The organism is Phormidium yuhuli AB48 (assembly GCF_023983615.1).
In the GTDB taxonomy this organism is placed as follows: Bacteria; Cyanobacteriota; Cyanobacteriia; order Cyanobacteriales; family Geitlerinemataceae; genus Sodalinema; species Sodalinema yuhuli.
The window spans coordinates 837,692-854,439 of record NZ_CP098611.1 but is presented as its reverse complement, the minus strand read 5'-3'; the positions used below and the strand labels follow the sequence as shown (position 1 = coordinate 854,439).

Genomic DNA, 16,748 nt, shown 5'->3' with positions numbered 1-16,748 from the left:
GGTGTGACGTTTAAGGTCGAGTATCTGGAGGTCTTTTAAACTCCTGAATCCAGGTTTTATCCAATTCATACCAGTGGGATAATAAACCTGATTGAGCAATTTGTCGACACTGCTCACGGGAGTACTCCCTTTCCCAATATTGTGTAATATCTCCATTAAAGTGAATTCTCAGGTCATAGCTATCCGGAGATGCTAGGCAGTTGTAGAGTTCATAGCGCCAATTTAAGGGATGGTGATACCTGGAAAATAATGCCGGATTTTGAATCCAAGTTGTGGTGCAAGAGACGATTAGAAGTAAAAGACACACTCCTTTGATTGAAAAAGCCTGTATAGATTTTCTTTTTGGGGGAGAAAGAGAATAAATAGCTAGCAAGAAAATCGATAGAAAAATATAGGGAAAGAAGAAAAATCGTGGTCCTGCTAAAAACGGATGGACTGCAAAGTTTGTTCTTAACCAAGAGGCGAAAATTGTGCTTAAAACTGCTAAAAAAGCTAATGACGTATTCAAAAACTGATATTTCTTTAAAATCAAGGTGCAGTAGAGAGCAATACTGCCAATTAGCAACAGCATGAGGCTGAATAGATAAGATAAACTATTTGGCGTCGAAAAAAAGTGATTATACATTATGTAAGTTCCAATCACCTGGGGAAATGCCCTGGAAAATGTCAGCAAATTCATTTCATTTCCCACTTCCCCCACAGAAAAATACATCTGAATTGCAGAGAGTCCAGACCACACAGCTAAAATAAAATAGTTTAAGCGACTTCTCTTGATATAGGTTTTTAGGATAATAGCGGGCATTAGTAAAACAGATATCGGTGAGCCGAGGCAGCCGATAATGGTTGCGCTTATCTTAATTCCGCTCGATAGGATGCCAGAAGTCTGAGAACCTGAAAATAAGGGAACAATAAGCAGAAGTGACGTCCACCAAAATATGTAAAGGGGCGTTGAGAAGACTTCAGGGTCGTAGGGAAGTAGGGCAATAATAAGGGGTAAATACTCCTTTTTGGGTAAATCAACTAGACTCGATGTAATAATAACCATTACAAGGAGGGTAATGATTAACGTTAGAAGATAGGCAATCTCGGGATAAAATAAGCCTGAGACGGATAAGCTGAGAAGCGTGATAAATTTAGAAGGTATAATTAAATAGCCATTGACGGGGATAAATAAGCTTGACCAGCCATAGTCCAAGGCTTGGGGTATATTAAAAAATCCATCCTCGTTCCAAACGGCGGGATAGAGTGCATCAGCGGGTCTTCGGAGAATATATAAAACCGTGAAGAGTATTAGGTTAAGGATGCGAATTCGCTGTACGTTATTGTTGGGAAGACCCAATATCATGACCAAACACTCTCTAGAAACATCAATGAGAGTCAGGTTACTGAGGTCCCCAGGAAGCCTGACCCCCAGACGAATCCTATCCTAGATTCCACCGGTCAACAAATCATCCTACCCCGTCATCCTGGCTCGGAGTCTGCTGAATTGTGTTGATTTAAAAATCAACATTGCGGTCATAAAAAAGCCGGCATGATGCCGACCCAGTGAAAACCAACCAAAACCAATTACGTTAGCTCTAATAACCATGAGGAAATCTCTCGTCATCCCTGGGGGAGCCGAAAGAATCTCATTGAGCTAAGGGAATTGTAACAAAGATTGCCGATTTTTGTCACAAAACTTAAAGAAAATTCCCAATCCCTGCTTGGAACCCCAATTAGCGGACAAACTGCGGCATCACTTCAGCGGCGGTGAAGAGTCCGTGAAGGCCGCGACGGTGCAGGTTAATGCCGGCTTTGAGGTAGCCGAAGGCGGGACCGCAGACGTTGGCAGCCATGCTGGTGTCGTCGCCGAGGGTGAAGGTATGGGTGGAGATTTTGCCGTCGAAGGTGCGGCCGGTGACTTGGACGTTGGTGCTGAGGGGTTTTTTGGCGTTGCGGGTATCGACAATGCCGCCGACGGTGACGCGATCGCGATCGACAATTCCGGCTAACTCTAGCATGATGTCATCGGCGTGTTCCATATTCTCTAACTTGAGAATGCCATTGGTTTTATCCAGAAGGGCCGCCACGTCAGCATCACTCATGGCCCGGGCCGTCTCCACATCATAGCCGGGCATATGGGCAATATCTTCGCGAATGGTAGAGCGATAGGCTTCCCAGTTGGCAATCCCAACACCAAAGGTAATCGCCACCTGATGGATTTCCGCGTAACTCTGGGCCGCTAAGGCGGCGGCGGCGGTGAGGAGGCCGGGGGTTGCACCACAGCCGGTCATATAGGTGATTCCCGCCGCCTGCAAGTCCTCTTGTAATCCCAGGAGTTGTTCCACTGCACTGGTTCGTTTTAAGGCATCCACTAATACCCCTTGCCAGCCGGAGTCAATAAATTGACGGGCCACCGAGGCCATGAAGGTATTGGGAAGGTTGGGGAGAGCCAGAAAATAGCCGTCTACCTGGGGAGCCGCTTGAATCAACTCGGCAATACTGTTCTGGCTGAGAACCCCATGCTGGTCCAAATAACCGACGGAACCGCGATCGCCCGTTACAGTGGTTAGAGTCTCGGGATTGAGTCCCTGGGAATCATAGGCATAGCCTTGGCCATCCGCCACCGCACAAAGACGCATCTCTTGTTTAGGACTCAGAAGACGAGCAGCGGCTTGTCCCAGGCCACCGAAGCCTAAAATGCCGATGGACAGGGGAGAAGTTTGGTTAACAGTCATAGGAGGTTAAGCGTTGAAAACAGACTAATTCCCCATTATCTCCCCCGATGGTCGCTTTCGATAGCGGGCCGGGGCAGCCGCAGCAATTCTCATTTTGACCCGCATCCTGTCCAAGATGCCCAATCTTGAACGAAAGAATGCGGCTTTCAATAATCCTTATTGAGACGATTCTCAATAAGCTGGGGCAAAATTTCCATAATGAGAATTGCTGGGGCAGCCGTTGCTAGGTCTAAAAATGTTAGCGCCCTACAAGCGGGGGAATTTGTGTTAGGATCCCCCCAATTTGGGGTCTTTGTTGTCCGAGTCTGATAGGTTCATTGGGACAACCCCCCAATAGCGGTGTTGTTGTGTGGTGTGTGAGAAGCCTCTTATGTCTATTGTCTTAGTGACTGGCTCGGCTGGCTTGATTGGCTCGGAGTCAGTTCGTTTTTTTTGTGAGAAAGGCTTTACCGTGGTTGGGATTGACAACAATCTGCGGCAGTCATTTTTCGGAGAGGGTGCCTCAACCCTGTGGAATCGCGATCGCCTACAGGAGAAATATGGCGACCAGTATATCCATCACAACAGTGATATTCGCGATCGCACTGCCATGGAGCAGCTCTTTCAAACCTATAATCGCGAGATTCGCCTCATTATCCATACCGCGGCCCAACCCTCCCATGACTGGGCCGCACGAGATCCCTTCACGGATTTTACCGTCAACGCCAATGGCACCCTAACTCTCCTCGAACAGACCCGCCAGCATTGTCCCGAGGCGGTCTTTATCTTCTGTTCCACCAATAAAGTCTACGGCGATAACCCCAACCAGTTGCCCCTGGTGGAACTCGAACGCCGCTGGGAGATTGCCGAAGACCACCCCTTCTATGAAGGGATTGACGAGTCGATGAGTATCGACCATTGTAAACATTCCCTCTTTGGGGCCTCTAAAGTGGCGGCGGATGTCTTGGTGCAGGAATATGGCCGCTACTTTGATATGAAAACCGCCTGTTTCCGGGGCGGATGTCTCACAGGCCCAAGTCATTCGGGGGCTGAATTACATGGATTCCTCTCCTACTTAATGAAATGTACTGTCACCGGAACCCCCTATAAGGTCTATGGCTATAAGGGAAAACAGGTGCGGGACAACATTCACAGCTACGACTTAGTGAACGCCTTTTACCACTTCTACCAAAACCCCCGAGTGGCGGAAACCTATAACATTGGTGGGGGCCGGGAGAGTAACTGTTCTATGCTAGAGGCGATCGCCCAATGTGAGGAAATTGCCGAAAAACCCCTGAACTGGGAGTATCAAGAGAGCAATCGTAGTGGCGACCATATCTGGTGGATTGGTAATCTCGGTCGCTTTAAGTCCCATTATCCCCAGTGGGAGTTGACCTACGGCGTTCCAGAAATCCTCAAAGAAATTTACAGTCAAAACCTCGATCGCTGGTAAGCGATAACGGGGTTGGACTTGTTGTGATGAGATTAACCATGAACATGATTCAACGATTTTGGCGCAAACGAGCCGTTCGCTTCCTGTTCGGGGGAGGGGTATCCGCCGCCTTCAACCTGCTGTTGATGTTTTTGTTCATTGATGTCATTGGCTGGGATACCACGGTACTGCGCAATGCCGCTAATATCATTTCCATCGAGTTGTCGCTGCTGTTTAGCTTCGTCATTTACCGGATTTGGGTTTGGCGTGGCGGAACCTGGGGATGGCGAGAGGTGCTGTTGCGTCAACTTCCCCTCTATCATCTCTCCGCTGGCGGTTCCGTGGTGTTGCGGGTGTTTGCCATCTTTCCCCTATTGAATTGGTTGGGGGTGAATTATGGCGTTAATACCCTGGTGGGGGTGTTGGTGAGTGCCGTCTTTAACTACATTGTCAGCGATCGCCTCGTCTTCCGCGATCGCCCTTCGGACAATGCCTCACTTTACCGGCCCGAAGGCTTAGAAGCGGCCTTCCCCGAGCAAAACAAGACCCCCCAGGAGACTGAACGGCCCATTCACGCACCGGTCTCCCTCTTTTCCATCGTCATTCCCGCCTACAACGAAGAAGGCTCAATCACAGAAACCATCACCGCCATCACCCAACTCCTAGAGCGACATCAGATTCCCTACGAGATTTTAGTGGTCAACGATAACAGTCGTGATGGGACAGAACAGGTTTTGCAGAACCTCAGCCAAGACAATCCCCGAGTTCGCTACGTCAACAATCACTATCCCAACGGCTTCGGCTTCGCCTTACGTTGTGGCTTAGAACAGTTTAACGGCGATGCGGTAGCCATTGTCATGGCCGATGCCTCTGACGCTCCCGAAGACATCCTCACCTACTACCACCTCCTGCAAGAAGGCTACGACTGCGTGTTTGGCTCTCGCTTTGTCCGGGGAGGAGCAGTCATCGACTATCCCCGTCATAAGTTAGTCGTCAACCGTCTAGCGAATCTGTTTATTCAGGTTCTCTTCGGCCTGGCCTACAACGACACCACCAACGCCTTCAAAGCCTATCGTCGCGAGGTTATCGAGGGAATCCACCCCATTCTCTCCCACCATTTCAACCTCACCGTGGAACTTCCCCTCAAATCCATTGTCCGGGGATATAGCTACGTCACGACCCCCATTAGCTGGCGTAACCGGAAAGCTGGGGTGTCGAAGTTAAAAATTAAAGAAATGGGCAGTCGTTACCTCTTTATTGTCCTCTACGTACTGCTGGAACGGTGGCTCTCCCGAGGGGATTACCGCCGTCAAGCCGCCACCGCCGCCACCACTCCCACCCCAGCCGAAGCCGTCCCCTCTGGAAAACAGAATCCCTAATCCTGCATCTACTGATTGCCCCATCCCATGACTCAGCGTGTTTTAATTACCGGAGGTGCCGGATTTGTCGGCAGTTCCCTGGCCCTAGGGTTTGCACAACGCTATCCCAATTGGCAGATTACCGCCTTAGATAACCTGAAGCGGCGGGGATCTGAGTTGAATCTTCCTCGTCTTAAGGCGGCGGGAATTGAGTTTGTCCATGGGGACATCCGCAACCCGGAAGATTTAGATCCTCAACGACTGCATCCCGATTTGATTTTGGAATGTTCCGCCGAACCCTCGGTGTTGGCGGGATATGGCTCGCCGGGATATCTCCTACAAACGAATTTAGTAGGAACCGTCAACTGTTTGGAGTTGGCCCGTCAGACTCAGGCGGATTTCGTCTTCCTCTCCACCAGTCGTGTCTATCCCATCTCCTATCTCAGTCAACTCAACTACGAGGAAACAGAGACTCGGTTTCAGTTACAGGAGCAACAGCCGTTTGCGGGAGTCTCTCAATATGGGATTGCCGAGGACTTTCCCCTCGATCGCGCGCGATCGCTCTATGGAACCACCAAACTGGCCTCGGAACTGCTAATTGCCGAATATGCCGAGGCCTATCATTTAAGAACCCTGGTTAATCGCTGTGGCGTGTTAACGGGGCCTTGGCAAATGGGAAAAGTGGATCAGGGGGTGTTCGCCTTATGGGTGGCCCGCCATTATTTCCAGAAGCCTCTTAACTATATTGGCTATGGGGGAACGGGGAAGCAGGTTCGGGATTTTCTCCATGTAGAGGATTTACTAGATTTGCTGGATTTACAACTTCAGCAGTTGGATCAGCTTCAGGGAGAGACGTTTAATGTCGGTGGGGGGTTTGAGAATCAGGTGTCTCTGCTGGAAACCACCCAGATTTGTCAGGAGATGACCGGAAGGGCGATCGAAATTACCCCAGTCCCGGAGACTCGTCCCGGTGATATCCCCATTTTTATTACCGACTCCCGTAAAGTCATGTCTCAGGTGGACTGGACTCCTAAACGGGGAATTGAGCACACCCTTCAGGATATCTATGATTGGATTGTGCGCGAAGAAGACCAAGTTAAGGGTATTTTTCTCTAAGTGAACGCAGCTATACTGACCATCATGAACGTTAGGATAAAACCCCAGCCATGTTAGCGAAAGAACTCCAACAGGAATATCAACGCCGATTTGTCAACATTGCCAAGTACCGTCGTCGAGTTTGGCGTGTTCTGGTGAAATCCTACTTTCAAGGGAAAGTGGGTCAGAATCAAGATATTCTGGATCTCGGCTGTGGTTGGGGAGAATTTATCAATGAGGTTCAGGCCAAGAGCAAGTATGCCATGGATCTCAACCCTGATGCAGCCGAGTATCTCAACCCAGAGATTACGTTTTTGCATCAAGACTGTTCTCAAGCTTGGGACATTGCGGATAACGCCTTGGATGTGGTGTTTACCAGTAATTTCCTAGAACACCTCTTTTCTAAAGAAAGTCTGAGTCAAACCCTCTCAGAAGCCTATCGCTGTGTCAAGCCGGGGGGCAAAATTATCTGTTTGGGACCCAACTTACGCTACACCGGAGGAGCCTACTGGGATTTCTTTGACCATCATTTGCCCCTAACCAATGCCTCAATGTCAGAAATTCTGGAACTGAAAGGATTTGTAGTCAATACCTGCATTCCTCAGTTCCTGCCTTACACCATGGCCAATGGACGACAACTCCCTCTCTGGACAGTATCGGTATACTTATCTCTTCCTCTCGTCTGGAAAATCTTAGGGAAGCAATTTTTGGTCATTGCTTCCAAGCCTAAGCCTTAACCTCACTATTCACACCTAAGATTTCTTGATATGATGACCCCAAAGTTTTTTAAAGCCTTTAACTGGTTTAGTGTACTCTACCTTTTTCCAGTCTTAGCTACCTTAGCCTTTATTCATCGCTTTGGGGTCAACGTTCCATTTATGGATTCGTTAACATTAACGAGTTTATTCCATAAAATTCACTTAGGAACAGTAACATTTGCTGATTTCTGGGACCCTCATAATGAACACCGAATCCTCATTCCTCGTGTTTTTATGACGGTTTTAGCCTTTGCAACTGATTGGAATCTTAAGGCTAAACAGTATTTTAGTGTTTTCTTAAGTGTTTTATCAGCGATTGGTTTATGTTGGATTTCACGACAGCAGAGTCTTCATAACCCAAAAACAGGAAATTGGCAAAGATTTGCCGATATTATTACCGTTATTTTACTTTTTTCTTTAGTTCAGTATGAAAACTGGCTTTGGGGATTTCAACTGGCTTGGTTTTGGCTGACATCTTGCTTAGTCTTTGCGATCGCCCTATTACAATATCCCCAAAAACACCGCTGGCTCGATAAAGGGTTTATTTTCAGTGCAATTTTTGCCCTCCTGATGAGTTTTTCTGGGGCCCATGGTTTATTAGTCTGGATTGCCGTATTTCCCTTAGTTTGGATTCGCAGTCATGCCTCCAATCATCCCAATCTGCAACGGCTTCTCTGGCTGTTCCTATTTTTGGGATCTGTGGCCTTATATGCGAGTGGCTACCAAGAACCTTCTAATAATCCCGATAGCACCTATGCGTTCAGATATCCTACGGAATCAATACCCTTTTTTCTAGCAATTTTGGGGCGTACATTTTCCGTTGAACTGGGAACCGTGAGCTGGGTGGGGGCTTTAGTCTTACTGGCTTGTCTTGGCTCCATTTGGCTGTTTTGGCAGCAACGGGAACAACGCCAGGAGTTAGCCGCTTGGCTGAGTTTATTAATACTCCCCTTAGGCTTTGCCGCCATGACCACTGTAGGACGAACAGTCCTAGGACTTCCCGCCGCCCTAGCCTCCCGTTATACAACGGTCACGGTGCTCATTTTAATTGCCCTAATTCACATTGCACGAATCTGCTGCCAACGGCAGCCCTGGCGGTTCTTCTATGGGGTCATGGCGGTAGTTTTTGCTGTATTCTCCATTTCTCAGTCTTTTGACGCTCTAACGGCTGGAAAACACATGTATCAAGGGCGACGACTGGGTCAGCATTGCTTGGCCTTAGTTAACTATTTGGAACCTTCCCCGAGTAGCTGTCTGTTGAATATCTATGTTGAGACTGGAAGTATTCAGGAAGTTTGGCATCCTCAACTGGAGGAACTCGGATTTTTTGAATTTGTTCGTGATGCAGAATTTTCTGAAATGCCCGAAACGTCCTATGGCACTATCGATGAGCCAGCCCCAGGAGACGTCATTTCCTTAACTCCTGAGTCAGTCCTCTATCTGTCGGGATGGTCTATATTTCCAGGTCGTCCTAAAACTCCCGAGATTGTGTTATTCTCTCAAGATGATCGTCCTGCCTTTTTTGCGGCTACATTGGTGAATAAGGAAAGTCCTGATTTAGCCGAAATCTTTGATATGCCAGAGTATAATCAAGCTCGTTGGGCAATCAATATTCCCGCAACCGCTTTCCCGGAAGGAATCACGAAAGTTCGTGCCTGGATTTATGATGGTGAGACAACATTTATTCCCTTAGAAAATCAAATTCAGGTCAGTCGTTAAGTTTGAGTCTGATGGAGCCGGTAATGGTTGATTTGTCGTCATTCTCGTGAAATCCATGAAACAAGCGTCTTCACGATATAGCCTCAAGCACAACTTAACGGTAAAAAATGCTATCGTAGGACTGTTGTTTTTGGCGGGGTTATTCTATCTATTTTTCCTGTTATTCCCTACATTACACATTACAGTTTTCCCAGGGGTTGATTCTTGGACCTATGCCTTAAGTTATCTTCCTCAGAGGGATATTAGTTTTGGTAAAGAGGTGGCCTATACGTATGGTCCCCTCGGCTATTTAGTCTCAGGGTCTCTGTTGCCCGAAAATTATCAGCAAATTGCTTGGTTTAAATTTACTGTTCATAGCCTATTCTTAGTCCTGGCAGCGGTGCAATTTTGGCGTATTAAGTCCCTGAGTGGACGCCTGTTTTGGCTGGTGAGTCTTTTCGGGGTCTACCATACCTTGGTGGCATTAGACTATTTGTTGGTCTTGGGCTATCTGTTGATTCTGTCTTGGATTCCCCAGCTACGGGGCCGCAAGGGATTGGCGATCGCCCTCTTGTTAGGAGGCTGGGCCGGCTTTTCAGCCCTGGTGAAGTTTACGGCGGGAGTGATGACCTTTGGGGCGTTGCTGATGTACTGGCTGGGTCATCTCTACCCCATCTATCGCTCCTTAGCCCGTGGGCCGAAACTCCAAGAGGCCCTGGTCATCCTGCTAACGGCGACAGGGAGTGCCATGGCCGTCACATTTGTGGGTTTACATGGCAATCTGGGACTCGGTTTGCTGCGACTGCTTCCCTCGGCAGCCATCGCTCTGGCTTGGGGCTGGGGGACACAACGCTATCTCAAAGATAATCCCCGTTGCGCGAAGGTTCGCCCCAGTCTTGGTTGGTTCAGTAGTTTAGCCGTGTTTGGGGTCACCCTAACAGCGGTGGTGTTGATGACGCAACGACCCTCCATGTTGGGGTTTGTGCTGTGGTCTTTGCAGTTCTCCTCCGGCTATTCGAGTGCCATGAGTCTGATTGGCTCTTCGGTGGAGTTGGCCCTGGCCATCGCTATGGTGGTTATGCTCTTAACCCTGTTTGTCCGCTTCGTCACCGGTCGTTCCCTGGGCCTGTTTCTGGCCTTGGCCTTTATTCTCTGGATTGTTCTTAAACATGGGTTTGTCCGCCAAGATGCCCATGTTTTTATGTTCTTTTTCGTGACCCCGTTTTTACTGAGTGTCGCCAGACAACAGCGGCCTCGTCGTCCGAGCCGCCGCTTGTCTGGGGTAGTGATGCTCCTGATGCTGGCAGTGATGGGCCTCTATTGGCAATTTCCGGGGGTGTTTGGCCATCCTGAGATTCCTTGGAACCTCTCTCTGATTCATAAACCGCGACTGGTGTTGAATCGTGTGGTGCATTTTGATTTCTCGCGGGTGTTCGAGGAAGTGCAGGCCATGTCAAACGAGAGTCTCATGCCCGTTCGTCTTAGTGATGAGGTCAATGGCTATTTGCAGCCCAAAACCGTGGATGTGATGCCGTGGGAGATTGCCTTGATTCCTGCAAATAATCTGAATTGGCAACCCCGGCGGACATTACAGTCCTATGCGGCGTACACCACCCGTCTGGATAACTGGACGGCTCAGGGGGTGAGGGAACAGCCGCCGGAGGCCATTCTCTATGACTTTGTAGATTTGGATGGACGCCATCCCTTTGTCTCGGAACCGGCGACCTTGTTTGAGGTCTTCTCTCGCTATCAGCTCTCCCCTGAGTTTCCTGAGTTTATCCCCACGGAGTTGCAGCCCAACTTAATGCTTCTCGAACCTCGTCCTGAGTCTCGTTCCTGGCTGGCATCTCCAGAGGTGGAGCGGCGATCGCTCTCCTGGAATGAAGCCATGACCTTGCCGCAGGTGGAGGGGCAAATGCTGCGGGGGGCGATCGCCATTAAAGAGTCCTTCCTGGGCAAAATCATTAAAACCCTCCTCAGAGCCGCCCCAGTGCGGATGCGAGTTACCTATACAGACGGCAGTGAGGCCACCTATCGCATTCTCCCCACCACCTCAGAAAATGGCGTCATCCTCAGTCACTTACCCCGCTCTCCCCAAGAGGGGTTGGCCTTTTGGCAAGGGCTTGAGCTGCCCAATCTCCCCCTCCCCGCTGCGGTGGACTCCATTGCCTTTGAGACGGATAATCCCCTGATTTATCGCTCTGGGATTGACGTGACCCTGACCTCCTTCGCCCTGAAGCCATCATCCCCGTCGGCTCACAACTGAGAATCTTTAGCAAGTGTTGGGGCGATCGCCTTGACGGAATTGGGAATTTGGGACAAACTTAGTAAAAGTCAATGTGCGTAGCTCAACAGTTGTTAAGTTACGCAAAGCCTTGAATCGTAACAAAACAATTTATTAAGATTTTATCCAAGACTGATTGAGTTCAGACGCTCCCGGCGGTTTTAACCTGCTGCTGGGGCAGATTCTGGCTATCGACCTCAAGGCATCTATCGTCCTCCTCGCGGTTCCCTGGAGCTTATGGAAACACTCGAATTTACGATTTACCCCGATGGCAGAGTGGTCGAACAGGTCACCGGTATTTCCGGAGCTTCCTGTGCTGAGGTTACAGCTGCCATTGAGGAAAAGCTTGGAATTGTTCTCAATCAAGAGAAAACATCCGAGTTTTACCAGCAAACCCAAGAAAACTCGGCAACAACCACCGCTCAGGTTCAATCCTACCGTCAGTGGTAGTTATTTGCCCTTTTCTGTATTTCCTCTGTTGTTCTTACCCTTAACAAATTGCCCCTAACGCTATGTCTCACTTTAGCCATATCAAAACCCAAATCCGTGACCTCAATGCCTTACAACAGGCTCTAACGGAACTCAAACTTGATTGGAAGGCGGGCCCGAAAGATGTTCGAGGCTATCGAGGTCAGGTTCATCAAGCGGCGGTGGTCGTTGAACAGGACAACGGCTACGACATTGGCTTTAGCTGGAACGGTCAAGCCTACGACCTGGTGGCCGACCTCCAGTTCTGGAATCAACCCATCCCTGTGGAGCGGTTTTTGAGCAAAATCACTCAACAGTACGCCTTCCAAACGGTGATGCAGGAAACAGCGAAACAAGGATTCCAAGTTTCTGAACATCAAACTCAAAAAGATGGTTCAATCCGTCTCGTGTTGCAACGTTGGAGTTAAGTTATGACGGATGCCCCCAACCCACAACAGCAGGGATCTCAAGACCGCTCCGGTTTAGAACCGGAACTCGGCGGAGTGCTACGGGAGTACCCGGAGCGGTCTGGATTTGAGCCAGAGTTAGGTGGGGCGCTCCGTGAAAAGGGCGTTTATGTAGACGAAGTCACCTGTATTGGCTGTAAACATTGCGCCCATGTTGCCCGCAATACCTTCTATATTGAGCCAGACTACGGACGCGCACGGGTCATCAATCAAGATGGCGAGCCGGAAGAGGTCATCCAGGAGGCGATTGATACCTGTCCGGTGAATTGTATTCACTGGGTCGAGTATGAGCAGTTAAAAGAACTCGAAGCGGAACGCCGCCATCAGGTCATTCCCATTGCCGGGTTCCCCGTCACTCGCGGGGCGATCGTCTCAGCCCAACGGCGCAAACGTCAACAAGAGACCTCATCTTAACTCTTTCCCTGAATAAAACACGACTCCCCTTCGATAACCTCTCTAAGGGGGGTTTTTCATCTTACTCATAACCACAACCCACCAGTCTTTTCAGAAGTCAGCAGGGGGAACAAGGCCGTTTTTCTATTGCTTATTGCCTATTTGCCTATTGCCTTCCCCCCCTCCTCTTCCTCTGTGTCCTCTGTGCCTCTGTGGTAACCCTATTGGCTATGACTAGAAACTGGAGTTGCTGAAACGGCGATCGCCGCACTTTCACGTTGAGCTTCTGCAATACGTTTTGGCCGTAAATACAGATTTTCCACCAATGCTGAGGCCCCAGCAAACCAGGGGGGAACAATCAAGGCGCCAATAATGCCCAGAACTTGGGCCCCACCCAACACAGAGAGCAGTTGAAACAGAGGATGGACTCCCACCGAATTGCCCACCAGAAGCGGATCTAAGACATAGGTTTCCAGATTTTGAATAATCACAAACAGGAGTAACACCCACAGCACGAGCCATCCCCCTTGAGCGATCGCCACAATTAGGGCCGGAATCGCCCCGAGAATTGGGCCCACAAAGGGAATGAGGTTCGTCACCCCGGCGATCGCCCCCAACCCCAAGGCAAAATCTTGCAAACCCAAAATCGTTAATACTGTTGAGGTCGCCACAGCCAGAATAATCGAGACCAGGACTCGGCCACGAATATAGCCTCCCATCCGTTGTCCGACGATTTTAGACTGATCTGCCAGTCGGTCTTCCCAGGGTTGAGGGAATAATTGCACCACACTGCGAACCAGCTTGCGACTATCTGCCACCATATAGCCGGAAATAAACAGAGCCAGAATCAAACTAAAGGCTGCCCCAAGAATTCCTCGGGTAATGCTGTAAGAGCGCAGAACCAGTTGTTGAGAGGAGCCAATTACCCAGCGCGTAATGGACTGAGTATCAAACAGTTCTAAGACCAACTCCGGACGAGCATCAGTCACGTGCATAATCGCTAACTCAACCGCCGACAACACCTCTTCCGAGAGTTTCGGCAACTGTCTGAGCAAACGCTGAATCTGGTCAAAGACGGCTGGCCCAATAATCAAGACCACACCCGTCAGGATCGAGATCAGACTCACGTACGTCAAAATCGTGGCCAGCCAACGAGGAAGCCGTAGTATCCGCTCGCTAAAGTCAACCACTGGAGCTATGGAGGCGGCCAAAACGACGGAGATCATTAAAATCAACATCAGACTTTGCAGTTGCCACAACACAAACAGTGCTAGGACAACAACCGCAATCACAATGATGTTCGGTAGAGATAGCGAAATCAATCGCTTGGTCATGATAGGGAATGGGGAACAGGGAACAGGGAACAGGGGGGAGAAGGCAATAGGCAATAGGCAATAGGCAATAGGCATCAGGTCGTGTTATGACCTAGGCCCTATCAACCCAAAATTAACGCATTGCTATTGATGGGTGGATGGGTGCTGTTTAAGGATTTCAACTGCCCCGTGATTGTGATTGTACTCGGCAATGGACAGGGCCGTATGACCTCCGTTGTTTTTTAGGTCAGGATTTGCCCCAGCCCCGAGGAGCGATCGCATGGCCGCCAGATGACCAAAATGGGCGGCCCACATGAGAGGAGTTGACCCCGTTTCATCCAGAGGATCGCAGGGGCTGTCATCTGCTAAGAGTAGGGCTAGTAGATCGCTGTTGTTATGGCGAGCTGCAAGATGGAGGGGGGTTTGCCCATGGCCGTCCTGAACCAAGAGATCCGCTCCCGCTTGCAGCAGCAAACGGACCATTGCTATATTCTGTTGCGCGGTGGCCACTAATAGGGGTGAGTCTTGCGGGGGGCCACTGTTAACATCGGCCCCAGCCTCTAGGAGCAGACGCACGGTTTCCAGGTGCTGTTGCAACACGCCAACAAACAAGGGCGTATCCCCGAGGCGGTTGGTTCTCTCGGCGATCGCCCCCCGTTGTAACAATAGCTCCACCATGGCCGTCTGCCCTTCCACCACGGCCCAGTTAAGGGCGGTTTCCCCTTCAGCATCCTCAGCTTCTAAGAGTGCCCCAGCATCCAGAAGTTGTGCAGCCATGGTGAGATCGTTCGTCGCGGCGGCTACCATGAGTGGGGTACTACCATCCTGGTTGCGATGATTCGGGTTAGCCCCCGCCTTCAGCAGGTGTTGGACAATTGCCGTATGGCCCGCTTCCGCCGCAAGGGTTAACGCCGTCGCCCCATCAGCATTTGAGGTGTCTACAGAGGCCCCGGCATTAATCAACTGCTCAACAATTGCCCCATGACCCCGCTCTGCCGCCCGAACTAAAATGGGGGTTCCGTCGGGGGCCCGGGTATCTGGATCAGCCCCCACCTTTAAGAGGGTTTCCATAAGGGGGGGATAATTGTGTTGAAAGGCTAAATGCAAGGGAGTATCCCCTTGCTGATCTCGGTGGTTTACATCAGCCCCCGCGTCGAGAAGCAGATGGGCGATCGCCGTGTCTCCTTTGAGGACAGCTGCCATGAGGGCAGTACTTCCGTCTTCATTACAGAGATTCACATCGGCCTTAGCATCTAAGAGAGCCACAACGGCCTCTCGTTGATGGTTCGCGGCTGCTAACATTAAGGCCGTCACCCCAAAGGTTTCTCGCTGTTGATCAACCCTGGCTCCAGCCTGAAGGAGTCTCTGGATTAGGTGAACAGCTCCTCGGGAAGCGGCAAACATCAGCGCGGTTGTACCCTGGCGATCGCAACTATTGGGGTCGCTCTGCTGCTTGAGGCATTGCTCTACTGCCTCAAGGTCGTTCTGTTTAGCAGCGTCGAGGAGTGGGTCGTGGGGGGAGGATGGTGTCAAGGTTCCTAGGCTCCGGTTGCAAACTCTCAGGGAACGGGGTGAGGCCCGGTTAAAGGGGGTTTTTTGGGCTAGCACTACTCTACCGTTTCCCTATCCCTTCCTTGTGAAAAAATTGGGAATATCAGCATTCCACAACAATTATCTCTTGGGGGGTCTCTTAAGGGGTCTCTTGAGGGGTCACCTGAGGTTTTGACGCAAGAATCCCTGAGGATTTGTCCATGAGTACTCCCATCTTTCGCGATCGCCTGGACGCAGGACGACATTTAGCCGAGTTGTTACGGGCTTATGACCAACGGCCGGAGGTCTTAGTCCTAGGATTGCCCCGAGGGGGGGTTCCCGTGGCCGCAGTGGTGGCGAAAGTCCTCCAGGTTGAGTTGGATATCTGTTTGGTTCGTAAATTGGGGGTTCCTGGAAATCCTGAGTTGGCTATGGGCGCCGTGGGCTGGGGGGGACAGATTACCCGTAATCCTCATGTCTTGGAGTCGTCCCGGATTACCCCTGAGGCCTTCGCAGCCGTTGTCGCCCAAGAACGTCAGGAGTTACAACGTCGAGAACGCTGCTATCGGTGCGATCGCCCTCCCCTGCAAGTTCGCGATCGCACCGTCATTCTCATTGATGATGGAGTAGCGACCGGGGCCACCATGCTCGCGGCGATCGCCAGTCTGGAGTCTCAGGGCCCCAGCCAGCTCATTGTGGCAGTTCCCTTAGCCTCAACCTTAACTGTGGAGACCTTGGCTGAGCGAGTTGATGAGGTGATCTGTGCAGCAACGCCTCATCCCTTCCGCTATTTAGGACTCTGGTACCAAGAGTTTGCCCCAACCTCAGATGAGGAAGTCTGTCAGTTGCTCGAAGCCTCATCCTCTTCTTCAGACTTCGCCTCCGGCTTAGAATTTGACAGTTGAACCAGTCCAAGGCGAGCCAAGATAACCTCCGAGAGCGGCGAGGGCCGGCCCCGGCGGATGACTTGTCGCTGATGCTGGTAGCGAGCCTGGCGTTGGGCTAACTCTTTGAGGTAATGGGGGGGGTCCTCCGTGCCAAAGCGACGGAATGAATCGGCTGGGTATTCTCGACGGGAAACGTCAGGGAGGTGAAGATCGCGCCAGGCAGAGGTCACAGTTGCCGCTGCCACCCCCCCGGAAATCGCCAGGACGAGGCTGGCTAGCGTATCATACCCTAAGAGTAAAAACACCACTAAAAACGCGGATCCCCACTGAATCCCCGTTGAAACATCTTGTTGAGATCCATTCGGCATT

15 protein-coding genes are annotated in these 16,748 nt (G+C 50.5%); 10 read left to right on the top strand and 5 right to left on the bottom strand.

Annotated features, from left to right (window positions below; all coding sequences use genetic code 11):
• Nucleotides 1–10 precede the first annotated feature (10 nt).
• Nucleotides 11–1,345 carry a hypothetical protein gene (locus NEA10_RS03545; protein ID WP_252663842.1) on the bottom strand — a complete coding sequence of 445 codons (1,335 nt, stop codon included), beginning with the start codon at nucleotides 1,343–1,345 and terminating at the stop codon, nucleotides 11–13.
• Between the two features lie 370 nt (nucleotides 1,346–1,715).
• Complete coding sequence (gene bioU, locus NEA10_RS03540) at nucleotides 1,716–2,717, bottom strand: (S)-8-amino-7-oxononanoate synthase BioU (RefSeq protein WP_252663841.1); 1,002 nt, start codon at nucleotides 2,715–2,717, stop codon at nucleotides 1,716–1,718.
• 370 nt (nucleotides 2,718–3,087) lie between these two features.
• On the opposite strand from bioU, the gene NEA10_RS03535 reads away from it, so the two are divergent.
• From NEA10_RS03535 to NEA10_RS03495, 9 genes are all read left to right on the top strand, one after another.
• Entirely contained in the window at nucleotides 3,088–4,149 is a 1,062-nt protein-coding gene (locus NEA10_RS03535) for an NAD-dependent epimerase/dehydratase family protein (RefSeq protein ID WP_252663840.1), read from the top strand.
• 38 nt (nucleotides 4,150–4,187) lie between these two features.
• On the top strand, nucleotides 4,188–5,507 hold the full coding sequence (locus tag NEA10_RS03530) for a glycosyltransferase (protein ID WP_252663839.1): 1,320 nt from the start codon (nucleotides 4,188–4,190) through the stop codon (nucleotides 5,505–5,507).
• Nucleotides 5,508–5,534: 27 nt separating this feature from the next.
• The gene (locus NEA10_RS03525) at nucleotides 5,535–6,602 is read left to right on the top strand and encodes an NAD-dependent epimerase/dehydratase family protein (RefSeq protein ID WP_252663838.1); all 1,068 of its coding nucleotides are present in this window, start codon (nucleotides 5,535–5,537) and stop codon (nucleotides 6,600–6,602) included.
• 50 nt (nucleotides 6,603–6,652) lie between these two features.
• On the top strand, nucleotides 6,653–7,318 hold the full coding sequence (locus tag NEA10_RS03520; RefSeq protein WP_252663837.1) for a class I SAM-dependent methyltransferase: 666 nt from the start codon (nucleotides 6,653–6,655) through the stop codon (nucleotides 7,316–7,318).
• Between the two features lie 30 nt (nucleotides 7,319–7,348).
• On the top strand, nucleotides 7,349–9,058 hold the full coding sequence (locus NEA10_RS03515) for a hypothetical protein (RefSeq protein WP_252663836.1): 1,710 nt from the start codon (nucleotides 7,349–7,351) through the stop codon (nucleotides 9,056–9,058).
• Nucleotides 9,059–9,113: 55 nt separating this feature from the next.
• On the top strand, nucleotides 9,114–11,303 hold the full coding sequence (locus NEA10_RS03510; protein WP_252663835.1) for a hypothetical protein: 2,190 nt from the start codon (nucleotides 9,114–9,116) through the stop codon (nucleotides 11,301–11,303).
• A 255-nt stretch (nucleotides 11,304–11,558) separates the two neighbouring features.
• Nucleotides 11,559–11,771 (top strand): DUF2997 domain-containing protein, encoded by a 213-nt coding sequence (locus NEA10_RS03505; protein WP_252663834.1) that lies wholly within the window; start codon nucleotides 11,559–11,561, stop codon nucleotides 11,769–11,771.
• A 62-nt stretch (nucleotides 11,772–11,833) separates the two neighbouring features.
• A complete protein-coding gene (locus NEA10_RS03500; RefSeq protein ID WP_252663833.1) occupies nucleotides 11,834–12,217 on the top strand; it encodes a DUF1257 domain-containing protein in 384 nt (127 codons plus the stop codon).
• Between the two features lie 3 nt (nucleotides 12,218–12,220).
• Complete coding sequence (locus NEA10_RS03495) at nucleotides 12,221–12,670, top strand: ferredoxin (RefSeq protein WP_252663832.1); 450 nt, start codon at nucleotides 12,221–12,223, stop codon at nucleotides 12,668–12,670.
• 200 nt (nucleotides 12,671–12,870) lie between these two features.
• Here the strand turns inward: NEA10_RS03495 and NEA10_RS03490 are convergent, their stop codons facing one another.
• Complete coding sequence (locus NEA10_RS03490) at nucleotides 12,871–13,983, bottom strand: AI-2E family transporter (protein ID WP_252663831.1); 1,113 nt, start codon at nucleotides 13,981–13,983, stop codon at nucleotides 12,871–12,873.
• 123 nt (nucleotides 13,984–14,106) lie between these two features.
• Nucleotides 14,107–15,495 (bottom strand): ankyrin repeat domain-containing protein, encoded by a 1,389-nt coding sequence (locus tag NEA10_RS03485; RefSeq protein ID WP_252663830.1) that lies wholly within the window; start codon nucleotides 15,493–15,495, stop codon nucleotides 14,107–14,109.
• Nucleotides 15,496–15,713: 218 nt separating this feature from the next.
• On the opposite strand from NEA10_RS03485, the gene NEA10_RS03480 reads away from it, so the two are divergent.
• A complete protein-coding gene (locus tag NEA10_RS03480; RefSeq protein ID WP_252663829.1) occupies nucleotides 15,714–16,397 on the top strand; it encodes a phosphoribosyltransferase in 684 nt (227 codons plus the stop codon).
• Here NEA10_RS03480 and NEA10_RS03475 read toward each other — a convergent pair.
• Nucleotides 16,334–16,747: a hypothetical protein gene (locus NEA10_RS03475; protein WP_252663828.1), complete on the bottom strand. Its 414-nt coding sequence runs from the start codon at nucleotides 16,745–16,747 to the stop codon at nucleotides 16,334–16,336. The genes NEA10_RS03480 and NEA10_RS03475 overlap by 64 nt on opposite strands.
• Nucleotide 16,748: the final 1 nt, after the last annotated feature.